Genomic DNA, 25,417 nt, shown 5'->3' with positions numbered 1-25,417 from the left:
TTTATTCAGTCTAAAGAAGTTTTTTAGAAAATATTATAATCCGGCTTTGACTAATTTCTCAATTCCGCTTATAATCATCAGTTCAGTTTGTGCGACGGGTTTTTTGTAATAGTCAATTTTATCTAAAATTGATTTTTCCTCCAACTTTTTTTCGCCGTTTATCACTTCAACCGCATCTAATCCAATTTGAGAAATTTCCATAATATTTTCCGACATTGGAATTATCTCAAGCAAAATTGGTGATTCTTTTGCGGTTTCAAGGAATTTCGTGTGATTATTTTTCCATAAATTTAACTGTGTTACAATCTCGTCCTTCAGATTTGTATCTTTTGTATCAGATAAATATTTATCAACCGATTGATTAAATTCACGAGCCGCTTTCGCATCTGCTGTTGCGGCGTCTATTACTCTTGTTAACGGTGTTTGCTGAGTTTGTTCGCGGAGATCATTTCTTTGATAGATCTTTACCGGCTCTATGATTGAAATTAAAGTTCGCAATGCGCTTGTTTCATTATTATTTGTTAAGCGTCTTAGCATTCTTTCAAAATTTTTAATATGCTGCAAATCATGTTCTTCCAATAAATAACTTATATACTCAAGACGTTTATACATATTTTCAACATTATTTATATTTGACGGCGACCAATATCTTTCGGCGATTGCCGCCGTTCTTGGCCATATTCGGGAATCGATTGTTTCCGCGGTTATCATCTCAGCCCACATGGTTGCTTCTCCGCCGAGAATAAATTTTTTCTGTTCTTCTGTCAATTCCGCTTGCGCCGGAATCGGATCGTTTAAATAATGGAAATCTGTCGGCTGCATTAAATCAATATAATAATCATTGGAAAGAAATGTTTGATATCCTTTTTTTGCCGATTCAACCAAAGCTTCTTTACCGCGCCAGCTTTGAATTACAATATTCGTAGGCATGGATGGATGAAATATTTCATCCCATCCTACTAATTTTTTTTCATACTTCGTAAGTATTTTAAGAAGTTTATTGTTGAAAAAAACTTGCAACGCGTGGTTATCAGAAATATTATTTTGCTTCATAAATTTTTGAATTTCCGGATTCGCGTTCCATTGGTTTCCATTGTTTTCATCTCCGCCTATGTGAAAATATTCGTCGATAAAAAGATCTGACATTTCCTTAAATAATTTATCTAAAAATTCATATGTTTCTTTTATCGCGGGATTCAAAGTGGGATCCATTACTCCCCATTTTCTTTCTATTTTATAATCTATCGGCAAACTTCCAAGTTCCGGATATGCCGTTAGAATTGCGGTAGTATGACTCGGCACATCAATCTCAGGCATAACTCTAATGCCAAGATCATCAGCATATTTAATTATTTCTTTAACTTGCTCTTGTGTATAAAAATCACCGTCCGAACCTAATTCGGTTAACTTAGGAAATACTTTGCTTTCTACTCTAAATCCTTGATCATCTGATAAATGAAAATGAAGAACATTTAATTTTACAGCTGCCATTCCGTCCAAATTTCTTAACAAAACTTCAATGGGCATAAAATGCCGACTTACATCAATCATTAATCCCCGCCATGGAAATCTTGGAGAATCGATAATTTTACAAGCCGGAAAATAATATCCGTTCTCATCCGTTTGAAGTAATTGGTTTAACGTTTCAATTGCTCTAAACGCGCCGATATCAGTATTCGATGTAATTTTTACTTTGTTGTGATTAATTAAAATTTCATAAGATTCATCTTCGTTTAATTTTACAGTACCAATTCTCTGAATTTCAATAATGGCGTTTGGTTCTGAAGTGGGATCAATTTCATTAACAAAAGGATTATTTAAAAACAAACCGGTTCTGTTTGCTAATCTCATTAAAAATTTGTTTGAATATTTTTTCAAACGTTCCGAGTTTTTTGTTATTCGCAAATCGAAATTTTCATCAAGTCTAAATTTCCCATCTAAAAGATTAATGCTTTTAGGATAAGGCATTAGATTTAAGTCTTCAAGTTCTATGGCAAAAAGAGAGTTTATAAATAAAAATATGATGAATAAATATTTAATTTTGTGTTTCATTTTTCTTCCTTTCTAATGACTCTTGAATTTGTACCGTATTACTTTAAGAAAAAGGGTTTACCGACTTTCAATCCTTCTACCATCGGCGGATAATTTATAAGTTCATCCCCTTTGGCTGAAGACCAAATTGTAAATAAATGTCCCAACATTTTAGGATTTTCCAACGTCAAGCTGTAATATAATAGATTTTTCATTGTATCTACTTTACGCCAGCTGGTAGGTAAAACACTAAAACCTTTTTCAATGAACATCGGTACCGAAGGATATATGTCCGCATTTAAATTTACATAATCACTGAAAGATTCGTAATGCCAATCGCAAATAATTATATCTTTTGGAATTAAATCAATTGCTCCGCTTGTACCGTTAACTGATGATTCCCATTCACCATAGTTAATTTTATTTGCATCAATTAATCTATCTCCCCACATCAGCATTTTTAGACCTTTTTTCCTTACAACATAATCATAAATATCATTTACGGCTTTAGCATAAAGTTTTGCAGGATCCTTTCCTTTGGTTGATGGTGAAAATTCAGAGCCAAGCAAAAAGATTTCGTCCATTCCAACGTGTAAAGCCTTTGCGTCAAACGCTTCAATTATTTCATCCAAAAGAGAAAAAACAACTTTGTAAACTTTAGGATTTTCGATATCCCATTCTCTGCAGTAAAGTCCTTTATTTCCGGGGAATGCATTAGGTGTTAAATCGAATTCCGGATAAACTTCCAACAGCTTATAAGTTTCTTCAGCCCAAGATTGATGTCCTACGCATTGAAACTGCGGAATTATCTCAATACCATATGATTTGCAAATTTTAGTAAATTCTTTAGCGCCTTCTATTGTAATAACGCTGTCAGACTGACGAAGTTCCGGATGCGATTTAAATTTAAAATTGTAATCAATTTCAAAAATAATTTTATTGATGCCCATAGCGGAAAGTTTGGGAATGTTTTTAGATAAAGCTTTTAATTGATTATCCGTATCGTAATGTAGAAGATGAACCGCACGCCATTCTAATTTTGAATTTTCAGAAAGATTGTTCCACCTTTCCGAATTTTCATAATCAATTTTAGTAATTGTTGAGCAAGATGACAAAGTCATAATAATAACAATTGAAAGTAATAAATATATTTTAGTCATAATTCTATCATTCCGTAATTATCTGTAAAAATTCTACATTAAAACTTCAACATTTACCGTTGAACCTTTTGGATAAATCGGCACTAATCCGTCAATTACATTTCCATCAACTTTAATTGCCTTAACTCCTTTTTCTGATCCATTAGGATTTAGAACTTTAATGTTATAAACAACACCGCGCCATTCTCTTTTTACTTCAAATTCTTTCCAATCCGATGGAATACATGGATCAATTCTTAATCCTTTATATGTAGGCTGAATACCCAAAATATATTTTGTAGCCGCGGTATAAAACCAAGATGCGGTGCCGGTTAACCACGGATGACGAGCTCTGCCGTGCGCCGTGTGATCTTTTCCCATAATGAATTGACAATAAGAATATGGCTCTGATTGTCTTATCTCAATTATATCGTTTTGATTATAAGGAAGAATGGAATCATAATATTTCATCGCGCGATTTCCGTTGCCAAGTTTACATTCGGCAATTACTGCCCAAGGATTCGGGTGACTAAAAATTGCCGCGTTTTCTTTTATTCCTTTATATACTCTAGTTACATATCCAATTTCATCATTTGGTTTTCCATATGCGGGCCAAAGCAAATGGAGTCCGTATTTTGAATACAAATACTTATCAACTGCATTCATGGCTTTTTCAGCGCGTTCTCCGTTGGCAACACCTGACATAACCGACCAAGACTGCGCATTTAAAAATACTTTTCCTTCTTCTGTTTCATTTGATCCAATTTTCTTTCCCGATTTTGTAAATCCTCTAATGTACCAATCACCGTCCCATAATTCATTTTCGCATGACTGTTTTACTTTTTCCGCCATTGCCGAATATTTCTGAATGTCATCTTCTTTATTCAATATAATTGCCGATTCAATAAAAATATTTATTGCCCAAAAATGCATGAAAGAAACCATAGAACTTTCACCGCCGCCTAGATTTAAACAGTCGTTCCAATCCGCGCGCAGTCCTTGACAAATTCCGTTACTGCCGACGTACTTTGCCGAAAAATCCAAAATTTTTGTCAAATGTTCATAAACTGTTCCTTCTCCTCCGTTTGCGTAACGAACAACTTGATCGAAAAATTCCAAATCGCCGTTTTCAACAATCCATTCACAAATTGACGCGACAAGCCAAATGGCGTCATCCGAGCAAACGTCTTCCATTCCATGAACAATATCTTCCGGATTTTTTGTCGGTACAACTGTCGGAAGTTTTACTCCGGGTAATTTATTTTCTTTTGGTTTGAAAACATCAGGATCAAAGAGATGAAGTCCGTAACCATAACTCGTATGTCCTTGAAGAAGTTCAATAATTCTTTGTTTGGTTTTTTCCGGATTGGTATGAACAACTCCCATAATATCCTGTGAAGTATCGCGGTATCCTAAACCAACTCTTCCGCCTGTTTCAATAAATGAAGCAAATCTTGACCAAATAACGCAAACTTCCGCTTGGTAAAGTGTCCAAATATTTATCATTGTATTCAAACCTTCATTCGGAGTTTTGCAAACAAATTTGGAAGTTTTTTCATCCCAAAATCTTTTTAATCTGATAAATTCATTATCAACATTCGAAAGATTTGAATATTTGTCTTTAATTGATCTGCCTTTTTCTTCTCTTGATCCGACACCGAGCATAAAAACTAATCTTGATTCTTCACCGCTTGCCAATTCCAATTTTTTATGAATTGAACCGCAATGATTGCCTCCTAATTCCGTACTATTTGAGCAGCTTCCATTTTCTACGGCAATTGGGTTAGATTCAGAACGGTAACTTCCAATAAATGTATCTCTAACACAATCATAACTATCGGGTTTAAAATTTGAAGCAAAGAAATGAAATGTCCATGGTTCGTAAAAAAAATCATATTCAATAATATCGTCTTTATAATTTGATCCGCTTGCGTATAAGCTCATTTGAAAATTTTGATTATCTATTTCTATATGATGGAATGAAAACTCCAAATAAGAAAAAACACTTAGTTTTCTTGGTTTGCTGCTGTTGTTCTTTAATTTTATATCCCAAAGTTCAACATCATCGTCAAGAGGTATAAACAATAATTGTTCCGCCTCAATTTCATTGTAATCGCATTGAAATTTTGAATATGACATTCCATGACGGCAAGTATATTTTGCTTTATTAAAATCTTTACCGACAGGCTGCCAGGAAATTGACCAATATTCACCGGTTTCGTCGTCTCTTATATAAACATAATGTCCCGGGCGATCCAATGGAACTCCATTTGGTCTAAATCTTGTAACTCTATGATGCTCGGTAGATTTATAAAAAGAATAACCTCCTGCATTGTGGGAAATAACCGTGCATAGATCTTTAACACCTAAGTAATTTGTCCATGAAACCGGAACATCCGGTCTTTCAATTACATATTCTCTGTTTAGATTATCAAAATAACCGTATTTCATATTTATCCTATTTTATTTTATATATAAATTTTACTTTAATTTTCTTCTTCAACTTCTCTAAACGGCACAAGCCAGGCAACTAAAAATGAAGGGATGGTTGCTATCATTGTCCACACAAAGAAATACTTATAGCCAAGGTAATCGCTAATGAAACCACTCATCATTGAAGGAAGCATAAAACCGAGATTCATTAGTGCTGTTGCAAAAGCATAATGCGCCATTTTATAAGGACCGGGCGCAATTTGCTGCATCATAAATAAAATTACCGCAACAAATCCAAAACCATACCCAAACCATTCTAGTGTAATTGCTCCGCAGACTATAGCAAATTCTTTAGGAACGGTAAAAGCTAAATATGTATAAACAATATTCGGAATGTTAAAGAAAGCCGCTAAAATCAATATTGAATTTTTCAACTTTCTTTTTGCGACAAAATATCCTCCCGCAATTGAACCAAGAACAAAAGCTGAAGCTCCAAAAATGCCATATGCAATTCCAATATCCGAAGTCAATAATCCAAGTCCGCCGTTTACTCTTTCAGCACGCATGAATAAAGGTACTATCTTTGTTAATTGTCCTTCCGACATTCTGTATAAAACAATAAACGCGATTCCCCAATAAATATATTTTTTAGCAAAAAAAGTTTTTAAGACTTCTATAAAAGTTTTATATGCTTCCGATACGGAATTGACTTTAGTTGATGCACCGCCGGTAGGAAGCATCTTCAGGTGATAGAATCCCATAATGATCAGTATTATTCCAATAATTCCCATTACTACCATCCATGCTTCAACAATGCCAAGAGCCAATTCAAGTTTACCGGCAATATAAACCAAAGCTCCTTGAGAGAGTACTTTGGCAACGTTGTAAAAAGCACCTTGCCAGCCGACATACTTTGCTTGTTCCTTACTTTCTAAGGAATTTACGTAAACGCCGTCTGCGGCAATATCATGCGTAGCAGAATTGAATGCAATAATTACAAATAGCGATAATGAATATTTGAAAAATCCTTCTAACGGAAGTGAAAGTGATAAAAGCCCAAATGTTATACCACCGATAAACTGCGTGGCAACTACAAAATATTTTTTCGTTTTGAACATTTCAAGAAATGGACCCCATAATGGTTTTAACGTCCAAGGCCACATGATTAAAGTAGTAAAAAAGGCAATATCTGAATCGGATAAGCCTAAGCTTTTATACATTAAAACCGAAACAACAGAAGTCGCAACGAAAGGCAAACCTTCAGAAAAGTATAATGTTGGGACCCAAAAAGCCGGATTGATTTTTTTTTGATTTTCAGTCATTTATTTTTCCAGGGAAATTGGAATGTGAATTATTAAAAATGTTCAATAATATTTTTTAAATCAAACATCAATTTATATAAAAAAAAAGCTGAAATATAATTTCAGCTTTTAAATTTGGGATATATTTTTATAATTCTTTAAGCTCATTTACAAGTTTACTAATAGCTTCTTTAGCACTTCCGAAAAACATTAGTGCATTTGGGTAGAAAAATAACTCATTTTGAATTCCGGCATAACCAGCATTCATGGATCTTTTATTTATAATAACAGTTTTAGCATAATCCACATTTAAAATAGGCATACCGTAAATAGGTGAATTTTTATCATGGCGCGCAGCCGGATTTACGACATCGTTTGCGCCAACAATTAATGCTATATCAACATTAGGGAAATCATCATTTATATCTTCCAAAGCAAAAAGTTTATCATAAGAAACTTGAGCTTCGGCTAAAAGAACATTCATATGTCCCGGCATTCTTCCTGCTACAGGATGTATCGCAAATCTAACGTTGATACCTTTCTTTTCCAATAAATTTGTTAAATCTCTAACCGCGTGCTGAGCTTGCGCTACGGCCATTCCATAACCAGGAACGATTACAACATTTTGTGCGGAATCCAATAACATTGCCAATTCTTCCGCGTCGATAGATTTTGCCTCACCTTGCGGACCTTGTTCAGAAGAACCTCCGCTACCCGCGTCTGCCCATCCGCCAAGAACTACATTCATCAATGATCTGTTCATACCTTTACACATTATAATTGTTAATATTATTCCAGATGCGCCGACTAACGCTCCGGCAATTATCAACATATTGTTGTTCAATACAAAGCCTGTCATTGATGCAGCCAAACCTGAATATGAATTCAACAGTGAAATTGCGACGGGCATATCTGCACCGCCAATTGGCAACACAAGAAGTATTCCAAGGACTAAAGAAATTATCCCGATAATCATTAAATATAATGCAGTTTCAGCCGGATTGATAACAACCAAAACCCCTAATACAATTACCGAAAGCAGAAGCAATACATTAATGGGATTTTGCATCGGATACTTAATTACTTTTCCCGAGATTATTTCCTGAAGTTTGCCGAAAGCAACTAATGAACCGGTAAATGTAACTCCGCCGATTAATATTGACAGTACAATCGTACTTCCTATTGCTATATCAATATTTGCGTTATTACGAACCAGGTGATAATATTCTGCATAGCCGACTAAAAGCGATGCGCCGCCGCCGAATCCGTTTAGTAATCCAACCATTTGCGGCATTCCGGTCATTGGAACTTTATATGCCATTAAAGCTCCGGCTAATGATCCAATAACAATTCCAAATATAATGTATTCAAAGGTCAAAACGCGCTGGTCAAATAAAGTTATAACTATTGCAAGAAACATTCCCAGAGCTGAAAGAAAATTACCTTGACGTGCTGTTTTAGGCGATCCAAGCTGCTTAATTCCAAAAATAAAAAGAATTGATGCAATCAGATAAATTGCATATGATAAAACTTCCATTAAGTCCTCACTTTTTCTTAAACATTTTTAACATTCTATCTGTAACTAAATATCCTCCTACAACATTTATTGTTGCAAAAATAAGTGCGATAACTCCCAAAATTGTGCTTAAGCCTAATTCATTGTAACCGGCACTTAACAAAGCTCCCACAATGGTAATTCCAGAAATCGCATTTGAACCGGACATTAGCGGAGTATGCAAAGTTGGCGGGACTTTAGTGATTAGTTCAAATCCGATAAATATTGCCAAAACAAACACGTATATAAGCATTAAAAGCTCGTGTAATTCCATTTTAATTTCCTAAAATTATTTTAATAAATTCTTTGTTCTTTCTTGTACTACTTCCTTATTGTAGGTAATCAATGATCCCTTTACAATTTCATCATCAAGATTTAGTTCAATTTTGCCTTCTTTGGAAATATGTTCAAGTAAAGCCAACAAATTTTTACTGTAAACTTCGCTTGAGTTTGTAGCAACCAAGCTTGGCAGATTTGGTTCACCAATTATTGTTACACCGTGTTTTTTAACTGTTCTGCCTTTTTCACTAATTTCACAATTTCCTCCGAATTCAACAGCCATATCTAAGACAACCGAACCAGGTCGCATACCTTTAACCATTTCTTCAGTTACTAAAATTGGTGCTTTTTTACCGGGAACTAAAGCAGTAGTTATTACAATATCCGCGTTGGTTACGTGTTTAAAAATTAATTCTTTTTGTTTCTTTAAGAATTCTTCTGAAGCTTCTTTTGCATAACCTCCAGAATCCTGCATATTTTCATCGGTATCAACTTCAATAAATCTTCCACCCAAAGATTGCACTTCTTCTTTTACAGAAGGGCGAATATCAGAAACTTCTACAATTGCGCCAAGTCTTTTTGCCGTACCCAATGCTTGAAGTCCCGCTACACCCGCGCCCATAATCACAACTTTAGCGGGTTGAATTGTTCCGGCGGCGGTCATCATTAATGGGAATATTTTACCAAGTTCATTAGCCGCCAAAAGAACTGATTTATATCCGGCAATATTTGCTTGAGAACTTAGAGAATCCATTTTCTGAGCTAATGTTGTTCTTGGAATAGCATCCATAGAAATTACATTAATTCCTTTATCGGCACATTTTTTTGCCAATTCGGGATAATGTAATGGATAAAGCGTGGTTATCAAAAATGAACCTTCCTTTATAAAATCCAATTCATTTTTTCCATCGGAAAATTCAATTGGTCTTTGAACTTTTAGAATTATATCCGCTAAGTAAAGTTCTTCTAAAGAACTAATTACTGACGCGCCAGCATCTTCATACTGCTTATCTGTAAATCCAGCATTAATTCCTGCGTCTTTTTCAACTTTTATTGAAAAGCCTTTTTTAATTAATTTTGAAACCACATCCGGAACTACCGATACTCGATTTTCCCCAGGAAAAATTTCTTTAGGAATTGCAATAATCACTTGTAGTCTCCTTTTTATTTTAAATTATTCATAAGTAATAATACTAAAATAAACTATACTTAAGTAAATTCAAAAATGTTTGTTATCCGAGAGATAATTTGCATTTCCCGTTCGATAATTATAAAAAGATTTTATAATTTGGGATGTGAATATCTTTTATAATGTAAAATAAAATTGAATTTAAACAAGGAATTTCAATGGCTAAAATTTTATTAAAAGAAAAACTTTCCGAAAGTGTTTACAAAATGAAACTTGAAGCAAAATTAATTGCCGAGGAAAGAAAAGCAGGTCAATTTATTATTTTACAAATTGATGAAGATTTAGGAGAAAGAATTCCATTAACAATTGCGGACGCAAATAAAGAAGAAGGAACAATTACTATTATTTTTCAAGTTGTTGGACTGACTACCGATGAATTGTCCAAATTGAATGTAGGTGATGATATTCCGGTTTTGGTAGGACCATTGGGAACACCGACTCATATAAAAAAACACGGAACAGTAGTTTGTGTGGGTGGAGGAATCGGTGTCGCGCCTCTTCATCCAATAGCTGAAGCGCTTAAGAATGCCGGGAATAAAGTTATTACGATAATCGGCGCAAGAAATAAAGATTTGATAATTATGGAAAATGAAATGAAAAAAATTGCCGATGAACTTATTGTCTGCACCGATGACGGCAGTTACGGAAGAAAAGCATTAGTTACACAGCCGTTAAAAGAAATTTGCGAAAGAGAAGAAAAGCCGGATTTTGTAATTGCAATCGGTCCTCCCGTTATGATGAAATTCTGCTCGGAAACTACCAGACCATTTGGTGTTTATACTGAAGTTTCATTGAACACAATTATGGTAGACGGTACAGGAATGTGCGGCGGATGCCGAGTAAATGTGGGCGGCGAAGTTAAATTTGTTTGTGTCGACGGACCTGAATTTGACGGACATAAAGTTGATTTTGACAATATGATGGCAAGATTGAATTCTTACAAAGAAATTGAACACGATAAACATTCGTGCTACATTGAATCAATGATACAAGAAAAAAGTCTATAATTGGGAGTTTGAAAATGAGTTATGAATCACCTGATATTTTAAGTGCAAACGCTAAAAAAATTTTGAATGACTATATAAATGACATAGATCATCTTAAAGCAAAAGACAGATTAAAAATTCCCGCACAGGAAATGCCTGCTCAAGATCCGATTGTTAGAGGAAAAAATTTGGAAGAAGTGGCAATTGGCTATACGATGGAAGAAGCAAGAGTTGAAGCGCTTCGATGTCTTGAATGCGTTAAGCAGACATGCATAGACGGTTGTCCCGTAAAAATTGATATTCCAAAATTCATAAAACACATCGCATTCGGAGAATTTCAGCAATCAGTTGACGTAATAAAAGAAGCAAGTTTACTTCCGGCTATTTGCGGAAGAGTTTGTCCTCAAGAAACGCAATGCCAGGAAAATTGTAAAGTCGGTATTGCGATGAAAGACGTCGATAAATCAGTAGCAATAGGCAGATTGGAAAGATTTGTAGCTGATTGGGAAAGAAAACAAGGAAATGTAAAAATTCCAAAGGTAAAACCCGAAACCGGAAAAAAAGTCGCAATAGTAGGCAGCGGTCCGGCAGGATTAGTAGTTGCCGCGGATGTTAGGCGTGAAGGTCACGACGTTACAATTTTTGAAGCTTTTCATAAACTTGGCGGCGTAATGCGTTATGGAATTCCCGAATTCCGTTTGCCGAATAACATTGTAGATGAAGAAATTGAAATATTATTAAAAATGGGTGTGAAGATACAAAAAAACTACGTTGTTGGAAGAACGAGAAAATTAACAGATTTAATTGATAAAGATGGATTTGACGCAGTATTTGTTGGCACAGGAGCGGGCTTGCCTTTGTTTATGGGAATTGAAGGCGAAAATTTAGTCGGAGTTTTTTCCGCAAATGAATATTTAACTCGCGCAAATTTGATGAGAGCATTTGACAAAAAAGAAGCCGATACGCCTATTTATCCATCTAAAATAGTTGCGGTTCTTGGCGGTGGAAATGTTGCTATGGACGCAGCCCGCATGGCTCTAAGACTTGGAGCGGAAAAAGTTTATGTAATTTACCGAAGAACCGAAGTGGAAATGCCGGCAAGAAAAGAAGAAGTTCAGCACGCAAAAGAAGAAGGAATTGAATTTCACTTTTTGCAAAACGCTAAAAGAATTTTGGGCGATGAAAAAGGCAGAGTAAAAGGAATGGAATGTCTGCGTTATGAGCTCGGCGAACCGGATAACTCAGGAAGAAGACGACCCGTAGTGATTAACAACAGTGAATTTATTATTGATTTGGATACCGTAATTGTAGCGATTGGTAACGGCAGCAATCCGTTAATCCATCAAACTACGCCGGAACTTCAGACAAATAAATGGGGAAATATTATTGTTGATGAAAATCAAAAATCATCAATGGATAAAGTATTTGCCGGCGGGGATATTGTACTTGGAGCAGCGACGGTTATTCTCGCAATGGGCGAAGGCAGAAAAGCCGCTGCCGCTATTAATGAGATGCTCGCAAAGGAATTGAAAAATTAATTTACTCTTTAGATTTTTTCTGTAAACTTAAATTTTCAAGAAAATCATTGTAGATGAATTTTGATTCCAAAGCTAAATTATGTATATGATTTTGAATATTTACAATTTTATTTACCAGTCTGGATATATTTACTTTCGTTAAATATTTCTTATTGTTTTCTTTATCGGAAATAATTTGAAGGAAAGTAAATAAAACGGAAAATTCACAAAATGTTTCAAGTCTTTCTTTGCTAAAATATTTTACGCTTTCATAATCATTAACATCAATAAAGGTTTGCGTAAATTCATTTTCCATAATACTTCTAAATAATTCTTGATTGCTATCTAACAGCAAATCATAAATTTTACCAACGCTTCTTAATTTTATAAACTTATCAAAATCAATTTCAAAATTTGCAAAATTATCTTTTTCATTTAACATCAAGTTCAGCAGAATTGTATATCTAAATCCTTCATTTTGGTTAACTGTTTCCAATATATTTTGGATGGATTTTGTAATGCGTATATTCTCAGGAAATTCATCACTTACTTTTTCATTTAAAATAAGTTCCTTTGTACATTGAATTAGTTCATAGATTACTAATACAGCAAAACTTAATTTATTCCTTTGTGAAATAATTTCTTCAAATTGCAGTTCGGCTTTTGTCTTCTTTGTTTTTCCGGTTTTTTTAATATGGCCCATTCCAGCCAGCATTGCTAAATTCAATAATCTATCATTTAATTTCGAGTCAATCACATCATGTTTTATATCTGTGTTAAAATGATTTTTAAATTTGAAAATGAAATTCGAAAATTCATCAATTATCTTTTCATTTATACCTTCAATTTTTTTCTGATCAAATTTAACGTCGAATATCTCGTCTAAAAACAAATTTAGTTTTTCAGATAATAATATATTCTCAAATGAATGCTGCAAAGGTATAAGTTTATTTTCTTCCAATTTTTCTTTTACATTCCAAATTGGCTTACCGTAATTCTCCTTATAAAAATTATAAACAAATCCGGATTGGTCATAAATTTCTTCAAAATGCAGAAAGATTCTGTATTCAAATCCATTTAATGATAAAAAGAGTCCGTTTTGGTGAATATCTTTTCCGTTAAAAATATAATCGTTTTGGTGTGTAAAATCCTTAAATATATAAAAATGGAAATCACTGTTCTTAATGTTGAAATTTTCCGCAACATTAATATTCGTCAAATATTTATGTGAATTTGATGATTTTAATTTTTGCCTGGAAAAATTAATATATCCGGAAGTAGATTCAAATTTATTATTGTAGATCACCAAAGCCTTTTCGTTTTGAAATGAATTACTGAAAGCATAAACATTTTCATTTACTTTTCTGTGATCTAAAAAGTCATAAAACCAAAAATTATCTACTTCGGCAAATAAATACCTTTTTCCCAAAACCGGAAAAATTTCTTTCGCGTGTCTTTCCACTAACCAATCTTTTGGATTTTCATTGTAATATGCGCGCTGATATTCCATGCCGTATTTTTCAGTATATCCTTCAATTTGTCCGTGAGCCAGCATCGGCAAACCGGGAAGAGTGCACATTAATAACAATACCCCAAAATATTTATCATCCGTGCCGAATTGATTTATTGCCGTTTCTTCGTCAGGATTGCTCATAAAATTTACATATCGTTTTAAAATTTCCGGTTCAAACTCTAATGTGTTTGTAATCAATTCTCTATACTTTGAATTTTCTTCTTTCATCATCATGTGCATAAAAGCGCTGTTGTATACTCTATGCATTCCAAGTGTTCTCACAAAATAACCTTCCATCAGCCAAAATGCTTCTGCAAGCAAAAGCGTTTCGGGCATTTCATCATTAATTCTGTCAACAACTTCACGCCAAAATTCCTTTGGGAAAAGTTCGTCGAATTCTTCTCTAGTCAACGCAAAATCGGATCGTGATGGAATGTCTCCTCCCTTCCCCGGTTCAGGATACCATAATCTTGAAAAGTGTTTTTTTGCCAGCGTCATCGCCGCGTCAAATCTTATAACTGAAAATTTTCTAGCAACGTCAAATATTTTTTGGATAACTGCTTCTCTGACTTCAGCCTTAAGCATATTCAATTGAGCAGTATCATTCCACGGCATATTGGTTCCGTCATTACCGTGATAAATATATTTTACTTCACCGGTATTTATATTCTTTCTTTGAAATACAACTGCCGCGTCTTTCATCTGCCAATATTGATCTTCAATTTTAATTTCAATTCCCGGCTGCTCTGATAAATTTGTGCCTGTAAAATTATAATTTGGGAATGGCGGATAATCCAGCTGTATAAAATATTCGGGATGTTCAATAACCCAACGCGAATAAATTCCCGTATGATTCGGAACCATATCGCTTGCAAGTCTAATTCCGACAGATTTCGCGTTTTGATTAAAAACATTATATGCTGCTTCACCTCCGATATCATGCGCAATTTCATAATCGTAAAGAGAATAAGCCGACGCGACCGCGTCAATATTTCCCATCAAATGTTTTATTCTTTTTGACGCGTTGCTTCTTTCCCAAATGCCAATTAACCAAAGTGAATTTATATTCCATTTTTTCAATTGTTCCAATTCTTCAATTGGAATTCTGTCTAATGTTCTTATTTCTCTTTGGTATTTTTTGGAAAGCTGATCCAGCCAAACGTAAATGTTTTTTGCAATCAAAACTAATTTGGGCATCCAATTCGTGTCAGGTGTAAATTGTTCAAACTCTTCATAATCTTTTGTTGATTCTTCCGCGTAATTGAATTTTGATTTACCGAGTACAAAACTTGTTGCGTCAATTTGTTTTCCTTTGTATTGCGGGACTATCGTTGGGGCTCCGCCTCCTCCGTCAAATCCGCCGAACTGCTGGTCAAATTTTAAACTTTCTATAAATAGATCTTTGCCGCTTTCAATTTTTCTCATCAATTCAGTATCAATAGAAATTCCCCATTCATTCTTAATAAATTCCAATTGGTCCCAAATACTATTGGAGTGTTTTAAGATGGGCATTTTTAAAAACGTAAACAAATCTAAATTCTTTTTCCCAACCTTAAATTCTTCTTTCTTAAAAAAACTTTCCAAATTTTGAAGCGTGGATTTATAAGATTTCTTTTCATCGATATATTCTTCGTTAAATAATTCCTTAAGTTTTGTGAACGCGGGATTTAAATTCGCCAAATGCAGCAATATCATTTCTTCAATTAGAAGTTCTCTGTTTTGTACATTTCCTGAAAACTGATTTAGGTATTCTTCGGGTTTTAATTCATTCTTATAAACTTTCTGCGGAGGAAACACTTTAATAAAATTCAGCAAAAGATCGTCAAAATTATTTTCTCCTAAATTTTCCTTTGTACTTTTTATTGCCTCAGTGAACGCGTTTGGAAAGTTTTCTTTAAAATATTTTCTAATAGCAAAATGAAATATTTCGTCAATTAATCCTGCGGCGTTAACTTCGCCGGGAGAAAGATGCTCATATAAATTTCTCTTAGAATTAATTTTTTGGGTAAAAACTCTGACTTGATAAAAATTCGCAAAAATTACATTCCCGGTAATTGAAAAAAATAACTCATCTAACTCATATTTTTCACGCAAATGTTTAGCAACATGAAATTCAAAGGAAATTAGGCCGGATAAAGAAGAGTTTTTCATTTTTGCACCTAAAATTGAAGTATTTTTAATCGTTTAAAATATAGTTAATTATATTCTATTCTTCAGATTTAATTATTCAAAAAATATTATGATTATTAATAATTTTGTTAAATACATTACTTAACTTCTTCAATAAATTGATAAATAATTGCTATTAAAGTATATTTTACGTTTGGATTACAAAATAAAATAAGAAATTCAATGTCAGCCACGCCTTTAATGGCTCAATATCATAAAATTAAAAATCAGCATCCGGATACAATTTTATTATTCAGGGTGGGCGATTTTTTTGAAACATTTGAAGATGACGCAAAAACCGCTTCAAAAGTTTTAGGTATTACATTGACTAAAAGAGCAAACGGGAAAGCTGGCGAAGTTCCGCTTGCGGGTTTTCCGCATCACGCCATTGATGCTTATCTGCCGAAGTTGGTAAAAGCGGGTTACAGAGTTGCCGTTTGCGAGCAGACTGAAAATCCTAAATTCGCAAAAGGAATTGTAAAAAGAGACGTTGTAGAAGTCGTTACTCCCGGAGTAGTTTTTTCGGATAAATTACTTGAACATAAAAAAAGCAATTACTTGGCTTCAATTTTTCTTTCAGATAATTTTGCCGGAATTTCATATTGCGATATTTCAACTGGCGAATTTTACACTTTCGAATCACCCATTTTAAAAATATCTGAACAGATAGAAATAATTCAGCCGGCTGAAATTATTACGGCAAAAAAACAATTTGCCGAGATTAATGATATTGTAAACCAGACAAAATATCATTGTAAAATTACGAGAGTAGATGATTGGGTTTTTACAAGCGATTACGCAAATGACCTGCTGAAGGAACAATTTAAAACTCAAACTTTAAAGGGATTTGGAATTGAAAATTTATTTTCAGGAATTATTTCCGCCGGATCGATTTTATATTATTTAAAGGATACTCAAAAATCAAATTTAAGCCATATTACAAAAATCTCTTTGTATAATTCATCTGAATATATGTATTTGGATTTGTCGACAAAAAGAAATTTAGAAATTCTTTATACAATGCAGGATGGACAAAGAGAAGGTTCTCTTATCTCGGTTTTAGATAAAACAAAAACGGCAATGGGCGCTAGATTACTGAAGAAATGGATTAACGCTCCATTGAGAAATAAAGATCAGATTGATAATCGATTGGAATGCGTTGAAGATTTTTATAAAAATAAAAGCCTTAGAAAAAATCTTCAAAATGAATTTAAAGAGATTGGCGATTTGGAACGACTGATCTCAAAGGTCTGCACAAACAGAGCAAACCCTCGTGAATTGGTTTATTTAAAAAATTCAATAAAAAAAATTCCAATCTTAAAACAATTATTGGATCAGTCAAAATCTGAAATTGTAGGATTAATAAATTCAAAACTATTTGATTTAGAAGAAATATTTGAAAAAGTTGAACTTGCGATTGTTGATGATCCGCCGATTTCAATTACAGACGGCGGTATTATAAGAAATGGTTTTAATGAAGAATTGGACGAACTGAGAGACCTCTCAATAAATGCAAAAAGCTGGATCGCAAATCTTCAGAAGACTGAAAGAGAAAGATCGAATATTCCTTCTTTAAAAGTTAGTTATAATAAAGTTTTCGGTTATTACATTGAAATAAGCAATGCGCATAAAAATAAAATTCCGGAAAATTATGTAAGAAAACAAACTTTGGTTAACGGCGAAAGATACATTACTCCCGAATTAAAGGAATATGAAGATAAAATTTTAAATGCCGAAGAAAATATCGGTAATCTTGAGTATCAATTATTTAACGAAGTCAGATTGGTTGTCGCTAATGAAGCCGAAAAAATTCAAAAAAATGCGCAACTTATTGCAATGCTTGATTGTTACTTGTCCTTTGCCGAATGCGCAGATGAATTTAATTACGTTAAGCCTGAAATTACAAACAGCGATGAATTATCGGTTAAAAACGGACGTCATCCCGTTGTAGAAAGAATTTTACCGGCAGGCGATAAATTTACTCCAAACGATTATTTCCTTAAAAATTCTGATACACAAATAATAATTTTAACCGGACCGAATATGGCGGGAAAATCTGTTTATCTTCGTCAAATTGGTCTAATTGTTCTCCTTGCGCAAATTGGATCTTTTGTACCCGCTGAAACCGCAAAGATTGGCATAGTAGATAGAATCTATACAAGAGTTGGCGCGAGTGATAATATTTCGGCGGGTGAAAGTACGTTCCTTGTGGAGATGCAGGAAGCCGCAAATATTTTAAATAACGCTACATCTAAAAGTTTAATTCTTCTTGATGAAATTGGAAGAGGTACAAGCACTTTCGATGGACTTTCAATCGCATGGGCTATTACAGAATATTTGCATGAGAATCCTAATATGAACGCAAAGACTTTGTTTGCGACACACTACCACGAATTGAATGAAATGTCGGAAATTTTTCCAAGAATTAAAAATTTCAAAGTTGAAGTTAGAGAATACGACGATAAAGTAATTTTTCTGCACAAAGTTTCTTCGGGTGGCGCGGATCACAGTTATGGAATTCAAGTAGCGCAAATGGCTGGACTGCCGGATTTTGTTACAAAAAGAGCTAAGCAAATTTTACTAAATTTGGAAGATAAAGAATTAACTCCCTATGAAATTAAAAAACAGAAAATTCAAAAATTCAAACAAAATGAATTACAAATAAATCTCTTTGAAATGAAGGACGAAGAATTAAGAAATGAAATTGCTAACATTTCTGTGGATAATATGACTCCGATTGAAGCTCTGAACGCTTTGAATGAATTGAAGAAAAAAATAAATAAGGAACCTTAATGAAAAAAATACTTTTTAGCTTATTGGCATTTCTTGGTTTAATAAGCTTTAACAGCTGTAATAATTATACTCCTGAAGAAAAGGAATATATTAATTCGATAGAAGAAAATAGAAATGTAGTAGACGAATGGATGAAAGATAATCAAAATTCACCTTTTAATTACAAAGGGAAAGTTGAATATAGCGGACTAAAATATTTTGACGTTGATCCTGATTTTGTATTTAAAAGCAAGTTTATCGAATACGATGAAAAAGTCGATATTCCAATTTTAGGAACAAAAGGCGAAAAAAGAGCGGCATTGAGAATCGGATATTTATCTTTCAACAAAGACAATAAAGATTATAAACTTAACGTATATGCAAATATGGGTCAAGACAGTTCAGTTTATTACAGTATTTGGTTTACAGATAAGACAACTAGCAGACAAACCTACGGCGTCGGACGTTATTTATCATTTGAACTTGATCCAAACAAAGATCATATTTACACAATTGATTTTAATTTAGCTTTTAATCCGTATTGTGCATACAATGCAAACTATTCTTGTGCAATACCTTCGCAAGACGATTACTTGGATTTGGCAGTTACTGCCGGTGAAAAAATTTATCATGATTAAAGAAAAGGATAATTAAAATGGTTATTATTTTAGAAAACAACGCAACCACAGAGCAAATAAATAATATCAAAAAACACTTAGAAGATTTCGGTTTTAAAATCCATGAATCTGCAGGAGTGCAAAGAACCATTCTTGGCGCAATTGGAGTTAAACCCGATTTTGACACCAGAATAATTAGAATATTGGAAGGCGTTGCCGACGTTTACCGCGTCACTTCCCCTTTTAAATTAGCCAGCCGTAATTTCAAAGAAGAAAAAACCGTGGTTAGAATAAAAGACGTTGAAATTGGAGGAAGTAAAATTGCGGTTATGGCAGGTCCATGTTCGGTTGAAAGTGAAGAACAAATATTTAAACTTGCGGAAGTTGTTGCAAGATCAGGCGCAAAAATTCTTCGCGGCGGAGCGTTCAAACCTAGATCATCACCTTACTCATTTCAAGGAATGGGAGAAGAAGGCTTAAAATTAATGCGACAAGCAGCCGATAAATACGGCTTGTTAGTTATAACTGAAGTGATGCAGATGGACCAAATTGACCTAATTGGGAAATACACTGATATTTTTCAATTGGGCGCAAGAAATATGCAGAATTTTTCATTGCTGAAAGAACTTTCTTTAAATAATATTCCTGTAATGATAAAGAGAGGTTTAGCCGCAACTATTGAGGAATGGTTAATGTCAGCAGAATATGTTTTGGCAGGTGGAAATAAAAATGTAATTCTTTGCGAAAGAGGCATTAGAACATTTGAAACATATACGAGAAATACATTTGACCTTTCGGCAATTCCAATTGTTCATAAGAAAAGTCATTTACCTGTTGTTGCGGATCCATCACACGCAACCGGATTTAGAGACCAAGTTCCGCCAATGGCAAGGGCGGCAGTTGCCGCGGGAGCCGACGCGTTGATGATTGAAATTCATCACGATCCGGAAAATGCCTTATCCGATGGTCCCCAGGCATTATTGCCGGATACTTTTATTAATTTAATGGATGAACTAAGAGCAATTGCCAATGCTATAGGAAAAACTATTTAACTTTTGGAATAATGACTACGAAGATTGAAAATGTTGCTATTATCGGTTTAGGTTTAATCGGCGGTTCTATTGCTAAGGCATTAAAAAACAGCGACCGCCGTTTTTTTATTTCCGCTTTTGATGAACAAAATGTTTTGCAAAAAGCATTACTGCAAAATGTTATTGATAAGTCATTAACTTTACCCGAAGATGCAGTTAAATCAGATCTTATATTTTTATGTCTTCCCTTAGATACAAATATTGATTTCTTTAAAACAATTGCGCCTCTTTTAAATGAAAATTCAATTTTAACCGATGTATCCGGTGTTAAATATGTTTTTCAAAAAGAATGGGATAATTTAAAAAGTAAAGGAATTTATATCGGCGGACATCCAATGACCGGAAAGGAAGTCGGCGGATATGATAATTCCGATCCGTTACTATTTGAAAATACGGTTTATATTATCACAGAAGATCTTACCAAAAATGATAAACTGAATGATTTTAAAAATATAATTGAATTGCTTGGCGCTAATATTCTGCATATTCCGTCAAAACAGCATGACGTTATAGCCGCCAGCGTTAGCCACCTTCCACAATTGCTTGCTGTTTCATTGGTTAATACCGCAAGCGTAAAAACTGAAGACTATAATTTTTTAGATTTAGCAGCCGGCGGTTTTAGAGATATGACAAGAATTGCTTCAAGCGATTTTAAGATCTGGGAATCAGTAATTGTTAAAAATAAAAATCAAATTTTAAATGCTATAGACGGATTTGAAATTGAATTAATGAAATTAAAAAAATGGATTAAAAATAATGAATTGAATTATATTGAAAATTATTTTAATTCAGCCAGAAAGCATAGAGATGAGATTCCAAAAAACAGCAAAGGATTTTTAACACCAATTTACGATATTTTCATTTTCGTAAAAGATGAGCCGGGTGTAATAAGTAAAATTTCCACCAAACTTTTTGAAAACAATATAAACATTAAAGATATTGAGCTACTGAAAATTAGAGAAGGTAACGGCGGTACTTTTAGAATTTCATTTGAATCAAAAGATGTTGCCGAAAAAGCGAAGATATTGATAACCGAATTAGGATTTAAATTTAGAGAACACTAATTGTTTTAATGAAATAAATCATTAAGTGAAGTATCCAAAAATAAATTGTTATGTTTTATTATATTCTAATTATTTAAAATTATAAATGCTTTATTTCACTAAAAATATTTAAACGTTTTTTTGATTTTTATAACTTTCTCTTTGTTGAATTTCTAATTTGAAATGATTAATAATAATCGAATTCTGATAGTTGATGCTCTGCGCGGTTTTGCTCTTTTAGGAATTGTGCTGATCCATTCTGTGGAACATTTTGATTTTTTCTATCCTCCACAAATTAATTTATTATTTTCCGCTGAATTCGACGCAAAAATTATGGATTTGGTTTTTCTTTTGATTAGCGGAAAAGCATATTCGATTTTTGCACTTATGTTCGGCATTAGTTTTTTCATTCAAATGGAAAGAAACAAACAAAGAGGAATTGATTTTTCCAAACGGTTTTTATGGAGACTCACTATTTTATTTATTTTTGGTTTTATCCACTCTCTTTTTTACGAAGGAGATATTCTGCATATTTACGCTTTGTTAGGTTTTCCTCTAATTATTTTTAATAAATTCAGTAATAAAACTTTACTAATTACCGCATTACTGCTTTTTGTCCAAATCCCTTTATTTTACCATTTGGTAAATTCTCTTATTTATCAAAATTATGTTTATACAGAATCATTAGGTTCCGGACTGTGGGAAATAGGAGCAAAGACTTACGCTACTGGAAATTTAATAGATGTAATCAAATATAATAATTGGAATGGACGAATTGCAGTTTGGGGTTGGACAATTTACAACGGAAGAATTCTTCAATTGATCGGTTTATTTTTAGTCGGATTGATTCTGGGCAGAAGAAAATTCTTTAATAATCTTGAAACAAACAAAGGATTCTTAATAAAATCATTAATTTTCGGACTTATTGCCGCAATGTTATTAGGTTTTATTTCAACTTCGGGAGTAGCTGAAAATTTAACAGAAACCTCCAAAAATATTTTTGGTAAGGTTTTGCAATCATATACAAATTTAGTTTATACGGGATTGATAATAATTGCTTTTTGCCTTATCAACTTAAAATTTAAAGATGCAACAGTATTTCGTCTGCTGTCCAATTTTGGAAGAATGAGTTTATCAAACTATTTATTTCAATCATTAATTGGCGTAACATTATTTTATAATTTTGGATTTGGTTTATACAGATATTTGGGTTCGACTTGGAGTTTAATTTATGGAATAATTTTCGTCAGCCTTCAAATTGCGATATCTAATTTTTGGTTTAAACATTTTCACTACGGTCCTTTTGAATGGCTTTGGAGAGCAATTACATATTTTGATTTCAATCTTAAATTTAGAAAATAAAAAACGGAGTGTAAAAATGAAATTAGTAAAAATTTTATTCATAACAATTTTAGGCATTATGATTACAGACAATATTTACTCGCAGGATTGGGCAAATTTAAATAGATTTAAGAGTGAAAATGAAAATTTAACTTTGCCAAAACCGGACGAAAATAGAGTTGTGTTCATGGGGAATTCAATAACACAAGGATGGATTGAACAATGTCCGGAATTCTTTGAAGGTAAACCATATGTTAACCGAGGAATTAGCGGACAAACAACGCCGCAGATGGTGTTAAGATTTAGGCAAGATGTTGTTGATTTAAAACCAAAGGTTGTTGTTATTCTTGCCGGAACAAATGACATAGCTGGAAATACCGGTCCCTCAACTTTGGAAATGATTTTGGATAATTTGAAATCAATGACAGATATTGCTAAGGCCAATGGAATTAAAGTTATTCTATCTTCCATACTTCCGGCTTTTGATTATCCTTGGAAACCGGGTGTAAATCCAAATGAAAAAATACCAGCATTAAATAAAATGATCAAAGATTATGCGGATCAAAATGACGTAATTTATTTGGATTATTTTTCCGCAATGACTGACGAAAGAAATGGTCTTCCAATAGAATTATCTGAAGACGGAGTTCATCCAAATGTTGATGGATATAAAATTATGGAACCATTGGTTGAAGAAGCAATTGAAAAAGCATTAGAAAAATAGAAACTTGCTTTTAAATTTTAGATCGAAGAAATAGGTATCTAAATAAATTGAGAAATTAATGAAGAGAATGAATTTTATTTTCTCTTCATTTTTGTGTTAAATATGATGCGGATTTTTCCGCACATCTTTCACCATCAACAGCGGCAGAAACTATTCCGCCCGCATATCCGGCTCCTTCCCCTGCCGGAAATAATCCTTCAATTTCAACATGCATTAGTGTTTCAGAGTTTCTCGGGATTCTAATGGGAGAGCTTGTTCTCGATTCAATCGCTAAAATTTGCGCTTCTTCCGTATAAAATCCTTTCATTTTTTTGTTGAATTCCATTAATGATTTTTTCAAACTATCGGAGATTTGTTTTGGAAAAAGTTCATTTAAATTAGCTGACTTTAAACCCGGAATATATGATGATTTTGGTAAACTTTTTGAATTTTTGTTATTTGTAAAATCAGTCAATCTTTGAGCCGGCGCTGATTGTTTTCCTCCACCAAATTGATAAGCAGAAATTTCCAATTCCTGCTGAAATTTTAATCCGGCGAATTCCTTAAAATGAGTCAAATGTTGCCAATCTTTTTCGTTTACCTCAACAACAATTCCGCTGTTCGCATATGGTGAATTTCTTTTGGAAACAGACATTCCGTTCAAAACCAATTCATTTTGATTTGTAGAAGCCGGAATTATTATTCCCCCTGGACACATACAAAATGAGTAAACGCCTTTATTATTTACTTGGCAAGCTAAACTGTAATTGGCGGCCGGTAAATTTTCATGTCTAATTTTTGAATGATATTGAATTGAATCGATAAGTTCTTGCGGATGTTCAATCCTTACACCAACCGCAAAAGGCTTTGCGTCCAATTTCAAATTATGCTTTTTAAATATTTCATAAATATCTCGTGCCGAATGTCCGGTTGCTACTATTACAGAATCTGCATAGTATTCTTCTGAATTATTTACAACTACACCTATGATTTTTTTTTCCGCTAAAATGAAATCCGTAACTTTAGAATTAAAATGAATTTCTCCGTTACAGTTTAAAATTGTTTCTCTAATATTTTGAATTATTTTAGGTAATTTGTTTGAACCGATATGCGGATGTGCGTCAACAGCGATTTCTTTATTTGCTCCATGATAGATCAGTAAATCCAATATTCTGTTTACATTCCCTCTTTTGTTTGATCTGGTATATAATTTTCCGTCGCTGTAAGTGCCCGCGCCGCCTTCACCAAAACAGTAATTTGAATCTTCATTTACAATTCCATTCTTCATTACGGATTTTAAATCAAATCTGCGATCTCTAACATTTTTTCCACGCTCGAAAATTATTGGTTTTACGCCTGACTCAATAAATTTTAGAGCAGAAAATAAACCAGCCGGACCGCTTCCAATAATTATAACTTTTTTATTTTTGTTTACCGGATTGAATTGAAAATTTGAATTAATTTCTTTGGGCGTTTCATTTATAAAGACATTTATTTTTATTCTGAATACAGTTCGTCTTCTGGAATCAATTGATTTCTTTAGAATCAAAATTGAATCAATTTCATTAGTATTTAATTTTAGATTTTCCGCGGAAAGTTTTTTAAGATAATCGTAATCGTTAATAAAATCCGGAAGGACGGAAAGCTCAAGCTCTTTTATCATTTTAATGTCCTCTACTTATGAGGAAAATTTTTAATTATTTAGATTTACTGGGAAAGCAATTTACAATAATTTAAA

Annotated in this window: 17 protein-coding genes; 8 read left to right on the top strand and 9 right to left on the bottom strand. The window is 33.4% G+C overall.

Annotated features, from left to right (window positions below; genetic code table 11):
- Nucleotides 1-33: 33 nt before the first annotated feature.
- From IPK06_17335 to IPK06_17305, 7 genes are all read right to left on the bottom strand, one after another.
- Nucleotides 34-2,010: a family 20 glycosylhydrolase gene (locus IPK06_17335; GenBank protein MBK7981734.1), complete on the bottom strand. Its 1,977-nt coding sequence runs from the start codon at nucleotides 2,008-2,010 to the stop codon at nucleotides 34-36.
- 80 nt (nucleotides 2,011-2,090) lie between these two features.
- Nucleotides 2,091-3,191, bottom strand: coding sequence for a family 20 glycosylhydrolase (locus IPK06_17330; GenBank protein MBK7981733.1), 1,101 nt, complete (start codon nucleotides 3,189-3,191; stop codon nucleotides 2,091-2,093).
- Nucleotides 3,192-3,224: 33 nt separating this feature from the next.
- Nucleotides 3,225-5,621: a N,N'-diacetylchitobiose phosphorylase gene (locus IPK06_17325; protein MBK7981732.1), complete on the bottom strand. Its 2,397-nt coding sequence runs from the start codon at nucleotides 5,619-5,621 to the stop codon at nucleotides 3,225-3,227.
- A gap of 35 nt (nucleotides 5,622-5,656) precedes the next feature.
- Nucleotides 5,657-6,925 (bottom strand): MFS transporter, encoded by a 1,269-nt coding sequence (locus IPK06_17320; GenBank protein ID MBK7981731.1) that lies wholly within the window; start codon nucleotides 6,923-6,925, stop codon nucleotides 5,657-5,659.
- Between the two features lie 127 nt (nucleotides 6,926-7,052).
- On the bottom strand, nucleotides 7,053-8,441 hold the full coding sequence (locus IPK06_17315; protein ID MBK7981730.1) for an NAD(P)(+) transhydrogenase (Re/Si-specific) subunit beta: 1,389 nt from the start codon (nucleotides 8,439-8,441) through the stop codon (nucleotides 7,053-7,055).
- A gap of 7 nt (nucleotides 8,442-8,448) precedes the next feature.
- On the bottom strand, nucleotides 8,449-8,733 hold the full coding sequence (locus IPK06_17310; protein MBK7981729.1) for an NAD(P) transhydrogenase subunit alpha: 285 nt from the start codon (nucleotides 8,731-8,733) through the stop codon (nucleotides 8,449-8,451).
- Nucleotides 8,734-8,748: 15 nt separating this feature from the next.
- Nucleotides 8,749-9,888 carry a Re/Si-specific NAD(P)(+) transhydrogenase subunit alpha gene (locus IPK06_17305; protein MBK7981728.1) on the bottom strand — a complete coding sequence of 380 codons (1,140 nt, stop codon included), beginning with the start codon at nucleotides 9,886-9,888 and terminating at the stop codon, nucleotides 8,749-8,751.
- A gap of 197 nt (nucleotides 9,889-10,085) precedes the next feature.
- Between IPK06_17305 and IPK06_17300 the strand changes: the two genes are divergently transcribed.
- Nucleotides 10,086-10,934, top strand: coding sequence for a sulfide/dihydroorotate dehydrogenase-like FAD/NAD-binding protein (locus IPK06_17300; GenBank protein ID MBK7981727.1), 849 nt, complete (start codon nucleotides 10,086-10,088; stop codon nucleotides 10,932-10,934).
- A gap of 14 nt (nucleotides 10,935-10,948) precedes the next feature.
- Entirely contained in the window at nucleotides 10,949-12,451 is a 1,503-nt protein-coding gene (gene gltA / locus IPK06_17295) for an NADPH-dependent glutamate synthase (protein ID MBK7981726.1), read from the top strand.
- 1 nt (nucleotide 12,452) lies between these two features.
- Here the strand turns inward: gltA and IPK06_17290 are convergent, their stop codons facing one another.
- Entirely contained in the window at nucleotides 12,453-16,094 is a 3,642-nt protein-coding gene (locus IPK06_17290; protein ID MBK7981725.1) for an alpha-amylase, read from the bottom strand.
- 219 nt (nucleotides 16,095-16,313) lie between these two features.
- Here IPK06_17290 and mutS point away from each other — a divergent pair, with 219 nt between their 5' ends.
- From mutS to IPK06_17260, 6 genes are all read left to right on the top strand, one after another.
- On the top strand, nucleotides 16,314-18,905 hold the full coding sequence (gene mutS / locus IPK06_17285; GenBank protein MBK7981724.1) for a DNA mismatch repair protein MutS: 2,592 nt from the start codon (nucleotides 16,314-16,316) through the stop codon (nucleotides 18,903-18,905).
- Nucleotides 18,905-19,522 (top strand): DUF1684 domain-containing protein, encoded by a 618-nt coding sequence (locus tag IPK06_17280; GenBank protein ID MBK7981723.1) that lies wholly within the window; start codon nucleotides 18,905-18,907, stop codon nucleotides 19,520-19,522. Before mutS ends, IPK06_17280 begins: the two co-directional genes overlap by 1 nt.
- A 17-nt stretch (nucleotides 19,523-19,539) precedes the next feature.
- Entirely contained in the window at nucleotides 19,540-20,553 is a 1,014-nt protein-coding gene (gene aroF / locus IPK06_17275; protein ID MBK7981722.1) for a 3-deoxy-7-phosphoheptulonate synthase, read from the top strand.
- An 11-nt stretch (nucleotides 20,554-20,564) separates the two neighbouring features.
- Nucleotides 20,565-21,656, top strand: a complete 1,092-nt coding sequence (locus tag IPK06_17270) for a prephenate dehydrogenase/arogenate dehydrogenase family protein (GenBank protein ID MBK7981721.1) — start codon at nucleotides 20,565-20,567, stop codon at nucleotides 21,654-21,656.
- A 162-nt stretch (nucleotides 21,657-21,818) separates the two neighbouring features.
- Entirely contained in the window at nucleotides 21,819-22,997 is a 1,179-nt protein-coding gene (locus IPK06_17265) for a DUF418 domain-containing protein (protein ID MBK7981720.1), read from the top strand.
- Between the two features lie 16 nt (nucleotides 22,998-23,013).
- Nucleotides 23,014-23,700, top strand: coding sequence for an SGNH/GDSL hydrolase family protein (locus tag IPK06_17260; GenBank protein MBK7981719.1), 687 nt, complete (start codon nucleotides 23,014-23,016; stop codon nucleotides 23,698-23,700).
- An 85-nt stretch (nucleotides 23,701-23,785) separates the two neighbouring features.
- Here the strand turns inward: IPK06_17260 and IPK06_17255 are convergent, their stop codons facing one another.
- The gene (locus tag IPK06_17255) at nucleotides 23,786-25,342 is read right to left on the bottom strand and encodes an FAD-dependent oxidoreductase (protein ID MBK7981718.1); all 1,557 of its coding nucleotides are present in this window, start codon (nucleotides 25,340-25,342) and stop codon (nucleotides 23,786-23,788) included.
- Nucleotides 25,343-25,417: the final 75 nt, after the last annotated feature.

The sequence above is a fragment of the Ignavibacteriota bacterium genome, assembly GCA_016713565.1.
Taxonomy (GTDB): domain Bacteria; phylum Bacteroidota; class Ignavibacteria; order Ignavibacteriales; family Melioribacteraceae.
This window is presented reverse-complemented; position numbering and strand designations above follow the sequence as displayed.

Coding starts and splice junctions, on each gene's coding strand:
- IPK06_17290 (MBK7981725.1), bottom strand. CDS start 16,094: ATGAAAAACTCTTCTTTATCCGGCCTAATTTCCTTTGAATTTCATGTT.
- IPK06_17255 (MBK7981718.1), bottom strand. CDS start 25,342: ATGATAAAAGAGCTTGAGCTTTCCGTCCTTCCGGATTTTATTAACGAT.
- IPK06_17320 (MBK7981731.1), bottom strand. CDS start 6,925: ATGACTGAAAATCAAAAAAAAATCAATCCGGCTTTTTGGGTCCCAACA.
- IPK06_17325 (MBK7981732.1), bottom strand. CDS start 5,621: ATGAAATACGGTTATTTTGATAATCTAAACAGAGAATATGTAATTGAA.
- IPK06_17270 (MBK7981721.1), top strand. CDS start 20,565: ATGACTACGAAGATTGAAAATGTTGCTATTATCGGTTTAGGTTTAATC.
- IPK06_17260 (MBK7981719.1), top strand. CDS start 23,014: ATGAAATTAGTAAAAATTTTATTCATAACAATTTTAGGCATTATGATT.
- mutS (MBK7981724.1), top strand. CDS start 16,314: ATGGCTCAATATCATAAAATTAAAAATCAGCATCCGGATACAATTTTA.
- IPK06_17265 (MBK7981720.1), top strand. CDS start 21,819: ATGATTAATAATAATCGAATTCTGATAGTTGATGCTCTGCGCGGTTTT.
- IPK06_17330 (MBK7981733.1), bottom strand. CDS start 3,191: ATGACTAAAATATATTTATTACTTTCAATTGTTATTATTATGACTTTG.
- IPK06_17315 (MBK7981730.1), bottom strand. CDS start 8,441: ATGGAAGTTTTATCATATGCAATTTATCTGATTGCATCAATTCTTTTT.
- IPK06_17280 (MBK7981723.1), top strand. CDS start 18,905: ATGAAAAAAATACTTTTTAGCTTATTGGCATTTCTTGGTTTAATAAGC.
- IPK06_17300 (MBK7981727.1), top strand. CDS start 10,086: ATGGCTAAAATTTTATTAAAAGAAAAACTTTCCGAAAGTGTTTACAAA.
- IPK06_17310 (MBK7981729.1), bottom strand. CDS start 8,733: ATGGAATTACACGAGCTTTTAATGCTTATATACGTGTTTGTTTTGGCA.
- aroF (MBK7981722.1), top strand. CDS start 19,540: ATGGTTATTATTTTAGAAAACAACGCAACCACAGAGCAAATAAATAAT.
- gltA (MBK7981726.1), top strand. CDS start 10,949: ATGAGTTATGAATCACCTGATATTTTAAGTGCAAACGCTAAAAAAATT.